This is a genomic window from Telluribacter sp. (assembly GCF_035998675.1).
Classification (GTDB): domain Bacteria; phylum Bacteroidota; class Bacteroidia; order Cytophagales; family Spirosomataceae; genus Telluribacter.
In genome coordinates, this window is sequence record NZ_DASYHI010000022.1 from 268343 (window position 1) to 285220 (window position 16878).

Sequence of the window (16878 nt, forward strand, 5' to 3'; positions counted from 1 at the left end):
CAATTAGGAATATAAAATCTTCAAGTACCAACAAAGCCTGAACCTAAACCGGAACCCGGTCTTGTTGGTAGTATAAGTACCTGGTTTTCATCATTTACAATTATCTAATGCCCATTACTAATCCAAAACGATATACCGTTACGGCGGCTCTGATTTATGCCAATGGACCCATTCACATCGGTCACCTGGCTGGTTGTTACATTCCGGCCGATACCTATGTAAGGTATCTGCGCTCCAAAGGAGAAGAGGTAGCTTTTATCAGTGGTACCGACGAGCATGGGGTACCCATTACCATCCGGGCTCGTAAAGAAGGCATGACGCCCCAGGAGGTGGTGGACAAGTACTACACCCAGATTGATAAAGCCTTTACTGAACTGGGAATTTCGTTTGATGTGTACTCACGCACGAGCAAGCCCATTCACCACCAGACTTCCCAGGAAATTTTCAAGGACCTGTACGACAAAGGCGTATTTATAGAAGAAGTTACCGAGCAGTACTACGACGAAACAGCCCAGCAGTTCCTGGCCGACCGTTATATAGTAGGTACCTGTCCGGTATGTGCCAATCCAAACGCCTACGGCGATCAGTGCGAGCGCTGCGGCTCGTCGCTCAGTCCGCTGGAACTGAAAGAGCCACGTTCTATGCTGTCTGGCGCCAAGCCGGTAATGCGGTCAACGAAGAACTGGTTCCTGCCCCTTGACAAAATGCAGGCGGACGTGCAGTCCTATGTCAATAGCCATCCCGAGTGGAAGAGTAACGTGGCGGGGCAGGTGCAGTCGTGGCTGAAGGAAGGACTAAAACCCCGCGCCATGACCCGCGACCTCGACTGGGGTATACAGGTACCCCTGCCCGACACCGAAGGCAAGGTATTATATGTTTGGTTTGAGGCCCCGATTGGGTATATATCGGCTACCAAGGACTGGCTTATCCAGAAAAATGGTACCGACGAAGGATGGGAAAAGTGGTGGAAGCAGGAGGATAGCAAACTGGTCCATTTTATTGGCAAGGATAATATCGTATTTCACTGTATTATTTTCCCGGCTACGCTCCTGGCCGAAGGTACCTTTATCCTGCCCGACAACGTACCGGCCAATGAGTTTATGAACCTGGAAGGCGACAAAATATCAACTTCCCGGAACTGGGCCGTATGGCTGCACGAGTACCTGGAAGAATTCCCCGGCAAGCAGGATGTACTGCGCTACGTACTGACCGCCAATGCTCCCGAAACCAAAGACAGTGAGTTTACGTGGAAAGATTTCCAGACCCGCAACAACAGTGAGCTGGTGGGTATTTATGGCAATTTTGTTAACCGGGCGGTGGTACTTACGCATAAGTACTGCGAAGGTAAGGTACCTGCTAAAGGCCAGCTGACCGAACAGGACCAGGCGGTACTGGCCGAACTGGCGGCCTTTCCAGTGCGCATTGGCGAAGCCATGGAAAACTACCGTTTCCGCGAGGCGCTGGCCCTGATTATGGATCTGGCGCGCCTGGGCAACAAGTACCTGGCCGACACCCAGCCGTGGCACGTCATCAAGACAGATCCAGCACGGGTAAATACCATTCTAAACATTGCCTTACAGATTACGGCTTCACTCGCCATTGTGTCGGAGCCCATTATGCCATTTACGTCCGAGAAGCTCCGTCAACAGCTGGGAATTAAGGACGATCAGCTAAAAAAATGGAAAGATGCCGGCCAAAGCAACCTCTTACCCGAGGGACATTCTATTGCCGAAGCTACGCTGCTGTTTGAGAAACTGGAAGACGCCACCATTGAAAAACAAATTCAAAAACTTCACGACACCAAACGCATGAACGAACAAGCCATCACCGAAGAAAAAGCCGTACCCGAAGTAAAAGCTGAGATACAATACGATGACTTTGCCAAGCTGGATATACGGGTAGCTACTATTCTGGAAGCTGAGAATGTCCCCAAAAGCAAGAAACTGCTCAAACTGAAAGTAGATATCGGCAGCGAACAGCGGACAGTCCTGAGCGGTATCTCGGAGCATTTTAAAGCCGAGGAAATCATTGGTAAAAAGGTACTTTACCTGGCCAACCTCGCCCCGCGTAAAATGATGGGGATGGAGTCACAGGGTATGATTCTGATGGCAGAAGATAAAGATGGTAGCCTTGCTTTTGTACAGCCCGGCAAGGACGTCTGGAACGGGGGAACCGTTAGTTAGAAGCATTCAAAGTCAGTCCTTTCCTGAAATTCAGGAGAGGACTGACTTATATACGGAGAAAACAGATCCTTACTTGCCGTTTGGTCAATAACTTTACTACTCTAAAGATATAAGTACCTTATGACTTCCATCTCTACAAGGACCTGGCTACTGCTGTTCCTGCTGGCAATTGTCGCCGGAAGCTGTTTCCCTGAACCCGAGCCGGTTGAAGACTTCACCTTCACCGACTCCACCATGGTCAGGCAGCGGCTCGATGTCTCGGCCGTAGCTGCCACCATCATTACCGACGCAGGCAGCGGTACGGTACTTCGCTACGGGCACGTATGGTCAGACCTGAATGAGGAGCCTACCACCCGGGAGGACAAAACTGAATTCAGCAAAGCCATTACTGCTCTGCCTTTTACCTACAACAGTACCCTGACCGGCCTGTTGCCTAATACTACCTATTACGTCAGAGCCTACCTGGAACTGAAAGAAGGCATTGCCTACGGACCCGTCACTACTTTCCAGACGCAGGCCGGCTTCATTGACCGCCTGGCAGCTACCCTTGAAGACTCCCTCCAGAACCGTGATTTTGGTTATAGTTTCGCCATTTTTGAAAAAAGTGAACTGGTAGCATCCGGCAGCGGCGGACTTCAGTCCCGGGTGGTGGAGGCCGCGGGGGAACTTCCCTTTACCCTGGATTCGAGGATGCAAATAGCCAGTATGTCCAAGACACTTACCGCTATGGCTTTTCTGAAGTTGGCAACGGAGAAGCGCATAGATCCCAAAGACCCGATTACCAATTACCTTCCCCCTAGCTGGAAGAAAGGCACAAACCTGGAAAAAATCACCTTTCATGACCTGCTCACGCACCGGAGCGGCATTATTGGGCTGCAAAGCAATTGTAGGAACGGTGCCTACACCGAAAACTACTGGTATGGCCTGAAGAATATTGTGGCAAAAGGCATCCAGCCGGAACACTACGGCAACTACTGCTATCAGAATGCCAACTTCGGACTCTTCAGGGTACTTATACCGGCCCTGCTGGGTTACAACTTCACCGGCAATGACCAAACCGACGACACCCGTACCCAGGAGTTATACGAAGAGTACCTTCAAAAGAATATTTTCGAAAAAGCAGGATTGACTACCAACTTATGGCTCAATAATTCCCCGCAAAGTCCCACCTTTGGCTACGACTATCCGTACACAGGTTCACGGGGCTTTAATCCCGGAAACTTCGCCGCTTCGGCCGGTGCTTATGGTGTTTATTTATCGGCCCGGGAAGCGGCCACAGTTTATGCCAGGGTACTTTCCACTACCGACCAGGCCGTCCTTTCCAGCCCGTTGAAAGAAACACTTCTTACCAATGGATACGGAGCTTTTAGTACCGTAACACCCGACGGGCGGTTTAGCTACCACGACGGCTGGTGGTACATAACCACCGGCGGAGGCCGGGCGCAGGGGTTCAGAAGTGCCTGGATTAAAGGCCCCAACGACGTTACGGTGGTACTCCTGACCAATGCCCTCCGCACGGGCGACAATCTGTTTCCCCTGAAGTCGGCCCGTTATCTGGATATTGTTTCGTTTTTGTTGTGGGCGCACAGTGAAGCCAAAGTTGTAAAGCCGCAGAATAGACCCAATGCCGAAAGTAATTTCCACGACTACCTCGACTATCCCGAGCCACATTAACAATTCGAGAGCCTCCCATTACTAGTACATACAAAAAGCCCGTAGCTTGTTATTGCTACGGGCTTTTGCCTGAATACTAAAGTATGCGAACTAATTATTTCCAACGCTCAATATCCACCTTGCGGTGAAAACCCTGGTGCAGCTGATTATAGGGTAAATGAATTACCACATGAAGCAGTGTTTCATCATAATGGGCTGCTATACTTTCCAGATCCACATCATTAGGGATCGTTAAATTACTGATGAACCGGATGGAGCGATACTCACTGTTGGCTTCGGGATCGTGAGCAAAAATAGGCAGCAGATGAAATACCATTAATTTGTTCTTAATGATCTCTACCTGCAAATCTTCGGCCTCAATACCCGGTGCCTTTACCATCACCTGATAACCATCCTGCCCGCTTTCAATCTCTACGGTAGGCTGGCTCATTCCTCCATTGACGGTATTTATGAAATCTATATTCATCAGTACTTCCTGAGGTATTTTCATCTTGTTTTTCATGGTCGTACGTCGTTTCTGGATATTCTATTTCTTCAATACTTTTAAGATTAAAAACACTATACCAAATCAAAAAAGGGTAGGACCTGGCTAGTAAATGTGCCAAAATTTCATAAATTGTGGCTTCGTTCCGACATATTGTCATAACAATTAAAAAGCCCTTCAACATAGGTATCTTTTGATTTTAGGCTTTATAATTTTTGGGATTTTTGCTCCTACCATTTTAGGCGACTTGTAACCAGTTTCCTACAACCTCAAAAACTGGTAGTAGGTGCCCGGCCAACAGTCTTTAAAATACAGTCAAAGTCTTGGAAAGCTGGTTTTCAATCAATCTGTACTTATTGCTTCTTCCCCATTTCATCTTACTTTTTCAAAGAATAGTTTTCTTTTTTGCACCCTACTTAAAACAAAAATGGGATGAACTGGCAATCGAAATTGCATCCCGGAAAATGAGTAATTTAAGCTGCAAAATGGAGGAAAAAGGAGGAATTTTAGGCTACTCTCTAAATAGAACTTATATCTACAACATCCACCTTTTTGTGGGGATTCTTCGCCCCACCTATCCTAAATATGGTCAATGCTAACTGTGAGACCTCTTTCGGGTTTAATTTCCGAACGACTTGGAACAGTACCTCTCCCCGAACAGGTACCCGGATTAACTTTGGCAAAAAGTACTACCTTACGTTAACAACAAAAAAGCCCCGCTATAAAAGCAAGGCTAATGGACATTGAATGTTTACGCAAAGCAGCGGATTTATTTGCGGTAGCGGTTCAGGATTTGATGGCATAGCATTTCACTTACCATAGACAGAGCCGTAGCCCACGACGAGGAAGAGGCCTCGGCTATGAGGTCTTGCCCGGGGATACCCACCCGCATTCTCGCCAATTTATTGTTTTTTCTGGATTGGCTGATTTCTTTCAGGAATACATCCGCCCCTACTATACTCCCATATAGGCGCATCAGTTTCTTGAGTTCATTCCGCACCTTGTTGATAGTTTCTGCGTCGGGTTCCACATCAACTGTGCGAATATCCAGCTTGATATGTTCCAATTGTTCTATTCTATTCATGGCTAATCTTGTTTTATTCTTAATTTCAACTGATTCAATATATTACCTCTATTAGTATCATTAATTTTTATTGAAAAAATTCCTCAAACGTGGTTTTTTAACCTCACGCTACCCAGGCTGACTGCCTTATCTTTTGTTTCTAAATCACCCATAGTCAGGCATATATGTGCTTTTTTGACCTATGCCGGGCGTTTGGAACAATCTTATCAATTTAATATATAAAAATTGCTTGCCCAACAGCAGCAACCCACATGACTTCAAATTATTTTTTAAACTACACCTATATAAATTATCATGGAATTATTCAGCATAGACCAACTCAGCGAACTGGTGACCAATAAGTTACCACATAGCGTAACTATCTATTCGCCAACAAGAAGACAGTCCACTGATAATTTTCAGCAGGATAAGATACATTTTAAAAACCAGCTTCAGGACGCCCGCCAACAACTGGGACAGCTTTACGGAATGGATGAAAGCGAGGTGAATGAGTACCTGAAGCCAGGCTTTGACCTGCTGGACAACAACAATTTCTGGCAGTACGCGTCGGATATGCTGGCTTTTTTTCTTACGCCTAAAGGCAGTACCATTTTTCAATTTCCGCTTGAGGTCGAACAGCCGATGCTTCACGTTGGTAAGGGGCTGAACCTGCGCCCGTTGTTACCTCTCTTTAACAGCAACGGACGTTTTTATATCCTTAATATAAATATGGAGAATGTTCGTCTATTCGAAGCTACTCCCTATTCACTCAAAGCCGTGGAGCTATGGGATGATGTACCTACTTCGGTAGATAATTATCTTAAATATTTCAATGGCATTGAAAGAGAAGCCACCGTACAGCGCCGGTTAGGTACCAGCCAACCGGCTGCGGGGGGTGTTTTTCACGGACAGGGAGCCGATGAATCCGAAAAGGAGCACACCCGTCAGTGGTTTTATACGCTTAGCCATGAACTGGAAAAGAAATTTAAAGAAGACCAGCTACCGGTAGTTTTGGCGGGTGTCGATTACCTGATTCCGCTGTACCGGACTACGATTGAGTACAACAAGTACCTGGAAGAATACATTACGGGGAATTTTGATAATAAAAATGACCCCCACGCGCAGGGACTTTACGCGCAGGCCCTGGGCATTATGGAACCTAAGTTAAATCAGCAGCAGACAAAGGCCATTGAGCAGTATCACAATCTGAAGGCGGGTGATTTCGCCGCTTCTGATACCGAAAAAACCATCCTGGCCGCTCTGACCGGTCAGGTTGATTCGCTGTTTCTTCGTAAGGACGCTTCCCTATGGGGCCACTACAACGCCCAGCGGTACGAATTACAGATTGACCGGGCATCCACCCCGGAAAATACCGACCTGCTTACCGAAGCAGCCGTTCAAACCGCCCTGATGAAAGGAAAGGTGTACCTGTTTGACCAGGACGACATGCCCGAAAAAGATAGCGTAGTAGCCGCCGTATTCCGGAATCCGGTGGTGGCCTGAAAACAGTATTAATCATACAAAAAGGAACGGGATGAAATTTTTCATCCCGTTCCTTTTTGTAAACAGGTCAGCAATATTTTTTCCCAGACTACGAAATACCTTCTGACGCCTTTTTCAGTTTTGCCAGACTGGTCTTGGCCACCACCATGGCGTCCTGAGCGTAGTATGCAGGGTTAAATACTTCCAGCGAAAGAATAACGGGCCGGTCGGGATTCCTCAATGACTTCAGCAGTTTTCCTAGGGGCGCTACGCCGTCGCCCGGATATACCCGGTCCGCGTCGGTTAGCTTTTCGGCCGGAATGGTAGAGGGGTAGTCGTTCATGTGGAAAATTTCAATCAGAGGCTTACCTACCAGGTTCACACTATCCAGGCCGGAGCCTCCCCGGTGCAGGTGGTACACGTCCATAAGTACCCGGGCGGATGGATGGCCGCTTTGGGCCGCTACAAAAAGAATTTCCCCGACAGTACTCAGGTTTTTAGAAAAGCCCCACAGTTCCAGATGAGGTACCACGCCAGTCTGATCGCCCAGTTCCAGGATAGTCCGGTACCGCTCCGCTACCTGGCGCAGGTCCAGGTATTCGCCTTTGGTGGCTCCCATGGCCGGGGCCGCAATACGCTTGCATCCAATGCCCGCCAGCATTTCTGACTCACGTTTCAGCTGGTCGAGGGCTTTTGCTCTTACCGCATTGTCATCTACGATCCATTGCGCAAACCCGATGGCGTCCTCCGCCGTGACCCCATGGTCATTAAGATGACGCCGGGCTTCGGCCAGGGTACCGCCATTTTTAAGGTAGTCTTCCAGGCTGTTGATCCATATCTCTACCGACCGGAAACCCGCCTTGGAGGCTACTTCAATTTCTTTCATAAAGCCCAGCTTGTGGCCCCGCAGGGTACTCATGTTGAGGCAGTAGGTAAAAGGAGCAGCCGGTTTAATATTTTCGGCAGAGGCTCCCCCGGGTAAAGCAGCTGCTCCGGCCGCGGCCGAAAGTCCCGTTAGTACTTGGCGACGATTCATAGAGGATATTCGAGTTGAACTATTAGTTTATTTTTAGAGCAAAAGCATTGGCCTGCCACTATTTACCCGAAAGTACTTCAAAAGGCAGGAAATAGTATCTTTCATTTAGGGATGTACCACTACCTTCGCCTTATCTATACCTACAACTCCTGGTGAAAGTACTACCGGGGCAAAAGGTTATTTTCGGTCAGTACTTTCTGATAATGATCCACCCAGGTTTTCCGGATGCGCAGATTAAGCCCCAGCGCGTCGTTGAGCAGTTGGCCCCGGTCCCAGCCTACTGCCCCACTCACCTGCACCCCCGGCCAGAACCTCAGCGTTGTACCTATGCTCAGGTAAGCCGAAAGTTGAGAAAGGCGGGGGTCGAAGGGGACATCGTAAGTACCGCCGTTGCGGGAATAGGAAACTTTACCCATAAAAGAAACTCCATCTATAAACTGACCCGCTGCTCCCAAATGCCAGACCTGCACCCGGTTGTTGCTGGTAAAGTACCCTCCGGCCGGAAACACTCCCTGTCCAAGTTCGGTATTGGCCGTAATAAAAGGAGTACCCAGCGTGCGTCCAAAATAGGACCAGCCGTCGCGGTACTGACCGTGGTTGAAGTAGTTGTCGCGGCCGCGGTACCGGGGGTCATCGCTAAAAATATCCCCGCCCTGGCTCATGGTGTGAAGGTACTCCAGGTTCAGATTAGTCAGAAAAAAGCCAGCAGAAGACGGCTGCCGGTTTTGCCAGCTAATACCGTTGAGGCCGTCGGCCAGGCTGGTCATATGAAACAGGGAACCGTCATCATAAACGCTCTGCCGATAAACCAGAAAGGTCGATTTTGCCAGATCCAGTTCCAGGGCCACATCTACACTTCCCAGGTGATTCCCCACCCGGTTGCCCCCGTCGAAGCTGTTCCCAAACTTCAGCGAATCGCCCGCTACACTTTTAGCCAGAACGACGTACTTATAGGCCTCCCGGTTATCGGGAAGCCGGCCTTCGGTAGAGAAATAGGGAGAGTACCCGGCCCATTGTACCTGGTGATTAAAGCCTCCGTAAATTTTAAATAAGGATTTTGGCCTGCCCAACCGTACGTACAGCGCCTTCTGGTGTAGCCGTCCGCCCGTAACAACGGGGCGCGAGTTTTCAAAGTACCCGTGGGCATACATAGCCTTAATCCCCACCAGAGATCGGGCGGGCCAGTAGTCGGGAATACTGAGCTGGAATTTGGGTATGGGTAAGGTATTACCCGACCAGATGTAGGAGCCTGAAGTCAGCAGGGTATCTACCAGCCCGGTTATTTCGCGCCGTCGCCCCCCGTACAACTCAAATGGCCCGAGGCGCATTTTGAGGTAGGCTTCGGGTACCAGTACCTGCCAGCTCCGGTCTGATACATTCAGTACTACGTCCAGCCCACCCCCAAAGTCTACTGAGCGGCCCGGGGTGGCTGTAGCAGCTACCTGTTTATAATCGGTGGACAATCCTCCCCTGAGTACCCCAGCTGCCGGGCCGGTGGGTACAATCCCGTACTGGTTGGAACGCAGCCAGAAGGGGACCGAACTGGCTGGCCAGGGTCCGCCCTCACCATAGCCGGCGTGGGATTGTTTGCTTTGGGAAAGGTAGGTACCCGCTTCGAAAAAGTACCGCGTCACGCGGAGTTCGGCCTGTTGTATATAGGCGGTGATGCCGCTTAGCCCGGTAGGTTTTGGGGCGGTAGGTACTTCTTCCCTGATTTCGGTTTCCCGTCTCAGGAGTGGCTCAATAACCGGAAAGTAAGGATTGTAAGAATCCCGGACATTACGTTCTTTTTCCTTTTTGAATCTGTTTTTCTTTTGTGCATTCGCCTCTTCAGCCCCCCAGCACATTGCAATCAAAAGACAACATAGTAGTCTTTCCTTCATGCTTATTTGGTGGTATTAGTGGTAGTGTGATCTAAATTCCTGGTAGGCCGGTACCCCGCAAGAGCGGTAACCAACCTTTTGTATAAATAAATAATGATCAAATCAGTAGCGGTCAAAGAAACGGCTGTTGACAAATTGCCGTAACACAAAGCCTCGCGGTTGCACTTTTTGATAGGACCGGCTAAACTATTGGCCGCGCGAACTGCAAAAGCACAGCGGACTCCCTAAGTGCAAGCTACCAGAGAGTGCTGCCACTAAGTCTGTAAAAATCAGGAGATTGAAGATGTAGTTTTTTCAAATATAGGTGTGTTTGGTGGATTAATCGAACGCCAGGAAATAATTCCAAAAAATCTGTACCTCCAAAACGGTACTACACATACGTAGCTATGGCTGCACCCTCTCCCGGCCCCATAACGGCCTAAGGAATAAATAAGCCCCAAGGTGAGGTCTACAATCGCCCATATAATAATAACAAAAAAATTAGTATTTGGATTAAACTTCTCCTTCCCGTTGCCATCTAACCCATAGTAAGAGCAGGAAATAAAATTTGGATTGAGCAAATAATCGTAAAGACCATAAACTATAAATCAATCAATACGAAAGTCTTAAATAAATGAGTAGTTTATTAGTCAAACCTCAATATTTAAACAAATTCATTACAATCTTAGAATTAAAATAAAACTTATATTGTTATAGTAACAAGTGAGGCATAGTACTTTTTAATAGTTAACTTTTTTCACTTTTCGCCGAAACCAGCTCAGTTGTTAAATGTGCCGGTTGTAGGACTAAACATTAGAAATCATGAAAAATCTCATAGCAATAATAGCAGTCGCAAGTGTGTTGTTTTCCTGTAACGGTGTAAACAATACCAAATCTGATACACAGTCTACTGCCGATTTGCAGGCAGAACTCATGCAAGCAAAGCATGAAGCCGAGATTCTGAAACTGAAGTCTCAACTGAATGCGCACCAGGCCAAGCAATCAGCCATTGACTCCATGCAATCGATAGCAATTGCAAACGGTACCGCCCGTCCTGGTACTACCGGCGACGCCCGCAGTACCCAGCAGGTCAACGACGACTGGACTCCCCGCGAAAGAAGCGTATCCAGCACTGATGCCTACAAGCCTAGTGTAAATACTACACCAGTAGCGGTAAAGCAGAAGAAAAAAGGTCTGAGTACACCGGTTAAGGGTGCCATTATCGGTGGTGCGGTAGGTGCTGCCACTGGTGCGGTTGTATCCAAGAAAAAAGTTAAAGGTGCCGTAATAGGTGGTGTAGTGGGTGCCGGTGCCGGTGCTGCTACCGGGGTCATCATTGACAAGCGGAAAGAGAGAAAAGCCGCTAGTACCCCCGACTACTCGTATGCCTCATACCTGAAGTAATGAATAGATTGCACAAAAAATCGCTCGCCGGAACCCTTTCCGGCGAGCGATTTTTTGTGCTCTGCCCTGAAAAAAACAGATCGCTACCGCAGCCTTTCCTCGAACAGTTCAAGAATCCGATTGTATTCGTCGGTCCAGGAGGAGGGTTCTACAAAGGCGTGGTCTTCCATGGGGTACACGGCCAGTTCCCAGTTGTCTTTGCCCAGCTCGATCAGCCGCTGGGTAAGTCGCACCACATCCTGAAAATGCACGTTGACGTCGACCATGCCGTGGCAGATCAGCAGGTGGTTTTTCAGTCCGGCAGCGTGGTACAGGGGCGAACTCCGGCGGTAGGCCAGGCTGTCGGCCTGGGGTTCATTCAGGATGTTGGCTGTGTAGGGGTGGTTGTAGGCGGCCCAGTCGGTAACCGGCCGCAGGGCGGCTCCGGCCTTTACCAGGTCCGGCTCTGTAAACAAGGTCATCAGCGTAATAAATCCGCCGTAGGAGCCGCCGTACATCCCTACTTTTTTGGGGTCAAGACCGTACTTTTTTATCAGCCACTTTACACCATCCACGTGGTCACTGAGGTCTTTGCCGCCCATGTGCCGGTAGATACCCGTCCGCCAGTCGCGTCCGTAGCCGGCGCTGGCGCGGTAGTCCATGTCGAGCACGGTATAGCCCAGGTCGGTCAGCAGGTTGTGGAACATATACTCGCGAAAATACTGGCTCCACCACTTGTGGGCATTCTGCAGGTACCCGGCTCCGTGCACAAATACCACCGCCCGGCCGTTGGATTTCTTGGGCTCGTACACCCGGGCGTATACGTCGGAGTCGTCGGAGGCTTTGATGGTAACTACCTTGGCTTCCCGCCACGGATAGGAGCGGAATTCTTCCGTGGTGGATCGGGTAACTTGGTCTTTACCAGTATCGGGTTTATTTTCCATTACGAACAATTCCCAGGGGGTGTTGCTGTTGGAGGAGCGCACCGCCAGTCTGGTTTCGTCGGGTGAAAGTACGGCTTCGTGGGCTCCGGTACCTTGCGTGATACGCGTTCGTTCACCTCCGGTTACGGCCATTTTATACAGGTGCTGCTCGCCCGGATGTACCTCGTTGGTAGTTAAATAAAACCATTTTTTGTCGTTTGAAAGTACCACATTCTGAACTTCAAACTTACCTTTTGTGAGCTGCTGTTTCTGCCCCGTTACTACATTGACAGTATACAGGTGCGAATAGCCATCGGCTTCACTTTGAAAATAAACGGTCTGGTTGTCGAGCCAGCCCAATTCACCCGCCGACATTGGGTAGTTGCCCATGCCCGGGCCACCAATCCAGGCCTCGTCGCGCTGACGGTCCAGGAGGCGCAGTGACAGCGAGTCCGGGTTAAAAGCCATAATCCAGCGGTCCTTGTTGTCCTGCGAACGTACTACCACCACCGCCCGGCGGCCATCTTCCGACCAGAAGGGACCGTGTATCAGTACATCGCGTTCCTTGTCTTTTTTCCAGGCCGAATCCTGCTTCGGATAATCTTTAAGGTAGTTGGGTTTGTCGGATATACCCACGATCTGCTTAACTGGTACCTTGCGGGTGGTATCTTTCTGTACATCATACACCCAAAACTCGTAGCTGGTGGGTGGCGCACCTACCTTCGTCCGGGCCGGGAGATCCTCGGTAAAACCCGACTCGGTAACATAATTGGGCACAATAGTACGTTTGGCTTTTTTGTCCGGCTCGGACAGGCGGTAGGTTACAAAGCGGCCGTCGGGGCTGAGGCGGGCGTTATCGACCCGTTTTTCTCCCAAGAAAATCTCTTTGGGCCGCCGGGACTTTTCGGCTTCGCTGATTTTCTTGCCCGCATCTTTTTTTTCTTTGCGTTCCTTCAGTACCTGAAACTGGGCCAGTTGGTCATTTTTCAGCCATTGCTCCTCTTCGCTTAGCTTAGGGTCTTCCTTTTTCTTGCCGGATTTAAAATCAGTATGTTGGGTTAGCAGCCCCGTCGCCAGCGTCAGACTGTACAGGTTGTCGCCTCTTTCAAAAATAACGCTCTGCTCATCGCCGCTAAACAGGGGGTTGCTTTCACTTTCGACGGTGTTGGTCAGTTGACGAATGGCAAATCCATTGCGGTCCAGCAGGTAGATATCTCCGTCTTTGGCGTATACTTTAAGCGTACGCATCCGATTGTAAGTACCCTGGGCAACAGGGAGCTGCTTACGCTCCTGCTGGGGTACCTTGGTTATTTTTTTATCCGCAATAGAATACCGGTACAGCGAATCGGAAGGAGCCTTGTCGGGATTCCAGCTAAAATAAATTGTTTGCGAATCTTCCGACCAATACACGTTACTGGGCGAAGTACCGATCCAGAGCCTGGGATCGCGCATGATTTTCTCTACGGTGAGAGTCGAAAGCTTTTGGGCAAAGGAGAGGTTCGTTCCCAGGAGCAGTAGCAGCCCCAGGAGTCGAAGCGTTTGTTTCATGAAGTTAAGGTAAATCAGGTACTAGTTTCAACCCGCAATTTACCATAAATCCCTGACTTTTGAAGTACCGGAAAAGGACAGCAGCATCTGCTTCAGCCGAAACAGGCACTGCCCGCGACGTTTTTTATCTACCAGGAAGCAGCCCCTCTACCTGTCAGGCATACACGCGCTGTACCTCTTCCAGCAGAAAAGCCGCGGTGCTGTCAATGGTTTGTTTTATTATTTCGTCCGGTTCGCCGTCAAATACAAAACGCTTGCGAAAAAGTTCGTCACCAATGTACCCGTGTACAAACATGGTACCCACGGGCTTTTCGGAAGTTTCGCTCCCACCCGGCGACGCCAGACCCGTCACAGCTACGATTAGGTCGGCCGGAATCAGCCCCCTGAGGCTGTCGGCCAGGTACTGCGTGACCTCCGCCGACTCCGCCGTGTACTGTTCAATAACTTCCTTGGGGACTTTTAGCAACGTTTCCTTTACGCTTACATTGTAGCAAACAATACTGCCCTTTACGGTAGTACCGCACTCGGGTACGCTGGTAAAATCGTACACAAAGCGGCCGGTGGATGCGCTCTCGACAAAAGAAATGGTCAACTGGTGGTCCCGCATGAAGTGGGACATCTTAACTACGGATTCAGCTGGCATAGAATATAGATAAAACTAGTGTCCAAATGGGATCTAAAAAAGTTTGCCAGTGGAGTTTATTGAGTGAATGAGTGAGGGGGTGAATGAGAGAATTTTAAGTTTAGAAGTGAATGAGTTAAAAAACCTGACTCTTAACAGAGCACCTCGGTGGTTTTACAATTTCTCCCCTACCTTTATAAGTACTTTACGAAATCTGATTCCAGACTACTACCCACTGTTATGCTTAATAAAGTACTTGAAAACTTGAAAATTGAGGCGCTGAACGCCATGCAGCAGGCTTCCATCCAGGCTGCACAGGATAAGGACGTAGTACTGCTTTCTCCCACCGGCTCGGGCAAAACGCTGGCTTTCCTGCTGCCGGTTCTGCAGAGGCTTTCCGAAAAGGCAACGGGAGTTCAGGCGCTGGTACTGGTCCCTTCGCGGGAGCTGGCCATGCAGATTGAGCAGGTTTTTCGGCAGATGGGTACGGGCTTCAAGGTTCTTAGCAGCTACGGCGGCCACCCAACCTACATTGAAAAAAACAGTCTGGTGGAGCCCCCCGCCCTGCTGGTAGGTACCCCAGGCCGAATCGCCTACCACCTGCGCCACCACACCATTGATCCTTCTCCTATTCATACGCTGGTTTTGGATGAATTTGACAAAGCGCTGGAACTGGGGTTCCAGAACGATATGGCCTACATCATCGGACAGCTGACGGGAGTACGGAAACGCATCCTCACCTCCGCTACCCGCATGGATACTATTCCTGACTTTACAGGAATACAAAATCCGGCGGAACTGGACTTTCTGGGAGAAAGTACCAGTAAACCCGACCTGACCCTAAAAGCAATACGTGCGGAATCGACGGAAAAGCCCGAAACATTGTATTCTCTGCTGTGTGCCCTTGTGAGCGGGGCCACGCTGGTGTTCTGTAACCATAGAGAGGCGGTGGAGCGCATCAGTGAGCTACTCTGGAATCGGGGGCTGGAGCACGGCGTATTTCACGGCGGCATGGAGCAACCCGACCGGGAACGGGCTTTGCTCAAATTCAGAAATGGCAGCCATCGGGTACTCCTTACCACCGACCTGGCCTCCCGCGGTTTGGATATTCCGGAGATTGAACATATAATCCATTACCAGCTACCGCCCACCGAAGAAGCCTTTACCCACCGCAACGGCCGTACGGCCCGTATGCACGCCAAAGGTACCGCCTACCTCCTCCTGACCGACGACGAAGTACCTGCCTACCTGAGCCAGCCTCTTGACTATTTACAACTACCCGAGCGGGACGAGCTTCCTGAACCAACCGACTGGAGTACCCTGTACGTTGGAGCGGGTAAGAAAGATAAAATCAATAAAGTGGATATTGTGGGGCTGTTGTTACAGAAAGGCAATTTACAGAAAGAGGAACTGGGGCGGATTGAAGTGCAGGACCATGCGGCCTACGCGGCCGTAAAGCGGAACAAGATCAAAGAGGTAGTGCAACTGATCAGGAGCGAGAAGATTAAGGGAAAAAGAATAAAAATGGAAATTTCGAGATAATATGTTAAGTACCTTACAATTCTCTCAATAAACGAGCCGAATGATGAATCCGAACAATCCCTATTTTATCCTCACTTTCCAGAAAATAGATTATCCGGTAGTTTCCTTCAATTAGCTCCCGTAGGTTATCATTTTCAAATTCAGGCACCTTCCTTCCAACATGGGGATGGCTTTTAAGTACCTCTACCCTTTCAACAATTTTATCGATTAACCTCTCGGCATATAATGGAGAATCACTAGATATATAATCATAGATAGTCCGTAAATCATCCAAAGCAAGATTCGACCAAATTAATTGCGCCATGTCTTTATTGTCTGCTTCACCTCTTCGTGCGTATAGGTCTGGCCTTTATTAAGTTGCTCCATTCCCTTCTCTACTTTTTCAATAAAAAGTAGCCGCTCAATGAGTTCTTCTAATTCGAATTCAGCCGGCAGTTCATTAACAGCTTCCAGCACTTTCTCTTTTCGCATATTCCATTTTTTTACCAATTTACCAAAATTACACTAAACAAGTACCTCCACTATGAATAAATCAACTATTAATCCCATGCCTGTTTTCTTCGACCGGTACATCAATCGGGTGGAAGAAATGGCCCTGCTGGAAGCTTTACAGCGGTATGCCCCCGACATTGTGTTTGCCGAAACGGACCTTCTTACGACACTTGGTGATAAAATTTACGCGCCGGGCAAATGGACGGTAAAGGAAATTTTGCAGCACTGCCTGGACACCGAGCGCATAATGACCTACCGGGCCCTGCGCTTTGCCCGTAACGATAAGACCCAACTGCCCGGATTTGAAGAGGACTACTTTGCCGCCCACGCCAAAGCAGACCGGCGCACACTACCCGACCTGCTGGAAGAGTGGGCGCTGCTGCGTACCTCTACCCTCGCGCTGTTCAGGAGCTTTGATGAGGAAATGCTAATGCGGAAGGGTTTAACTTTCAAAGGCGACATTTCGGTACTGGCCCTGGGTTTTGTCATCTGCGGACATCCCGTTCACCACTATAGCGTAATTGAGGAGCGGTACTACCCGCTGCTTGATTCTAAACCGGCTACTACGTAGGTACCTAAAGCCA

The 16878-nt window shown here is 49.2% G+C and carries 14 protein-coding genes; 6 read left to right on the forward strand and 8 right to left on the reverse strand.

All coding sequences use genetic code 11. The features are described from left to right. Positions 1-107: 107 nt before the first annotated feature. Together metG and VGN67_RS20545 are read left to right on the forward strand one after the other, a co-directional pair. Complete coding sequence (metG, locus tag VGN67_RS20540; protein ID WP_327488779.1) at positions 108-2183, forward strand: methionine--tRNA ligase; 2076 nt, start codon at positions 108-110, stop codon at positions 2181-2183. Between the two features lie 120 nt (positions 2184-2303). Next, positions 2304-3857 carry a serine hydrolase domain-containing protein gene (locus VGN67_RS20545; protein ID WP_327488780.1) on the forward strand — a complete coding sequence of 518 codons (1554 nt, stop codon included), beginning with the start codon at positions 2304-2306 and terminating at the stop codon, positions 3855-3857. A 94-nt stretch (positions 3858-3951) separates the two neighbouring features. Here the strand turns inward: VGN67_RS20545 and VGN67_RS20550 are convergent, their stop codons facing one another. Both VGN67_RS20550 and VGN67_RS20555 read right to left on the reverse strand, forming a co-directional pair. After that, positions 3952-4359, reverse strand: coding sequence for an Hsp20/alpha crystallin family protein (locus VGN67_RS20550; RefSeq protein ID WP_327488781.1), 408 nt, complete (start codon positions 4357-4359; stop codon positions 3952-3954). A gap of 751 nt (positions 4360-5110) precedes the next feature. Continuing rightward, positions 5111-5425, reverse strand: coding sequence for an HPF/RaiA family ribosome-associated protein (locus VGN67_RS20555; protein ID WP_327488782.1), 315 nt, complete (start codon positions 5423-5425; stop codon positions 5111-5113). A gap of 294 nt (positions 5426-5719) precedes the next feature. Here VGN67_RS20555 and VGN67_RS20560 point away from each other — a divergent pair, with 294 nt between their 5' ends. Continuing rightward, complete coding sequence (locus tag VGN67_RS20560; RefSeq protein WP_327488783.1) at positions 5720-6907, forward strand: hypothetical protein; 1188 nt, start codon at positions 5720-5722, stop codon at positions 6905-6907. 88 nt (positions 6908-6995) lie between these two features. Here the strand turns inward: VGN67_RS20560 and VGN67_RS20565 are convergent, their stop codons facing one another. Next, on the reverse strand, positions 6996-7922 hold the full coding sequence (locus VGN67_RS20565; protein WP_327488784.1) for a sugar phosphate isomerase/epimerase family protein: 927 nt from the start codon (positions 7920-7922) through the stop codon (positions 6996-6998). A 161-nt stretch (positions 7923-8083) separates the two neighbouring features. Continuing rightward, on the reverse strand, positions 8084-9805 hold the full coding sequence (locus VGN67_RS20570) for a capsule assembly Wzi family protein (RefSeq protein ID WP_327488785.1): 1722 nt from the start codon (positions 9803-9805) through the stop codon (positions 8084-8086). Positions 9806-10717: 912 nt separating this feature from the next. Between VGN67_RS20570 and VGN67_RS20575 the strand changes: the two genes are divergently transcribed. Further along, positions 10718-11188: a YMGG-like glycine zipper-containing protein gene (locus tag VGN67_RS20575; RefSeq protein WP_327488786.1), complete on the forward strand. Its 471-nt coding sequence runs from the start codon at positions 10718-10720 to the stop codon at positions 11186-11188. Between the two features lie 83 nt (positions 11189-11271). Here VGN67_RS20575 and VGN67_RS20580 read toward each other — a convergent pair whose 3' ends face one another. Both VGN67_RS20580 and VGN67_RS20585 read right to left on the reverse strand, forming a co-directional pair. Next, positions 11272-13638 carry a S9 family peptidase gene (locus VGN67_RS20580; RefSeq protein WP_327488787.1) on the reverse strand — a complete coding sequence of 789 codons (2367 nt, stop codon included), beginning with the start codon at positions 13636-13638 and terminating at the stop codon, positions 11272-11274. A 154-nt stretch (positions 13639-13792) separates the two neighbouring features. After that, on the reverse strand, positions 13793-14281 hold the full coding sequence (locus VGN67_RS20585) for a CinA family protein (RefSeq protein ID WP_327488788.1): 489 nt from the start codon (positions 14279-14281) through the stop codon (positions 13793-13795). Positions 14282-14500: 219 nt separating this feature from the next. On the opposite strand from VGN67_RS20585, the gene VGN67_RS20590 reads away from it, so the two are divergent. After that, positions 14501-15802 carry a DEAD/DEAH box helicase gene (locus tag VGN67_RS20590; RefSeq protein WP_327488789.1) on the forward strand — a complete coding sequence of 434 codons (1302 nt, stop codon included), beginning with the start codon at positions 14501-14503 and terminating at the stop codon, positions 15800-15802. A 13-nt stretch (positions 15803-15815) separates the two neighbouring features. On the opposite strand, the gene VGN67_RS20595 is transcribed toward VGN67_RS20590, so the two are convergent. Beyond that, a complete protein-coding gene (locus VGN67_RS20595; RefSeq protein ID WP_327488790.1) occupies positions 15816-16106 on the reverse strand; it encodes a type II toxin-antitoxin system RelE/ParE family toxin in 291 nt (96 codons plus the stop codon). After that, on the reverse strand, positions 16094-16273 hold the full coding sequence (locus tag VGN67_RS20600) for a hypothetical protein (RefSeq protein WP_327488791.1): 180 nt from the start codon (positions 16271-16273) through the stop codon (positions 16094-16096). Before VGN67_RS20600 ends, VGN67_RS20595 begins: the two co-directional genes overlap by 13 nt. A 52-nt stretch (positions 16274-16325) precedes the next feature. On the opposite strand from VGN67_RS20600, the gene VGN67_RS20605 reads away from it, so the two are divergent. Beyond that, on the forward strand, positions 16326-16865 hold the full coding sequence (locus VGN67_RS20605; RefSeq protein ID WP_327488792.1) for a DinB family protein: 540 nt from the start codon (positions 16326-16328) through the stop codon (positions 16863-16865). Positions 16866-16878 lie beyond the last annotated feature (13 nt).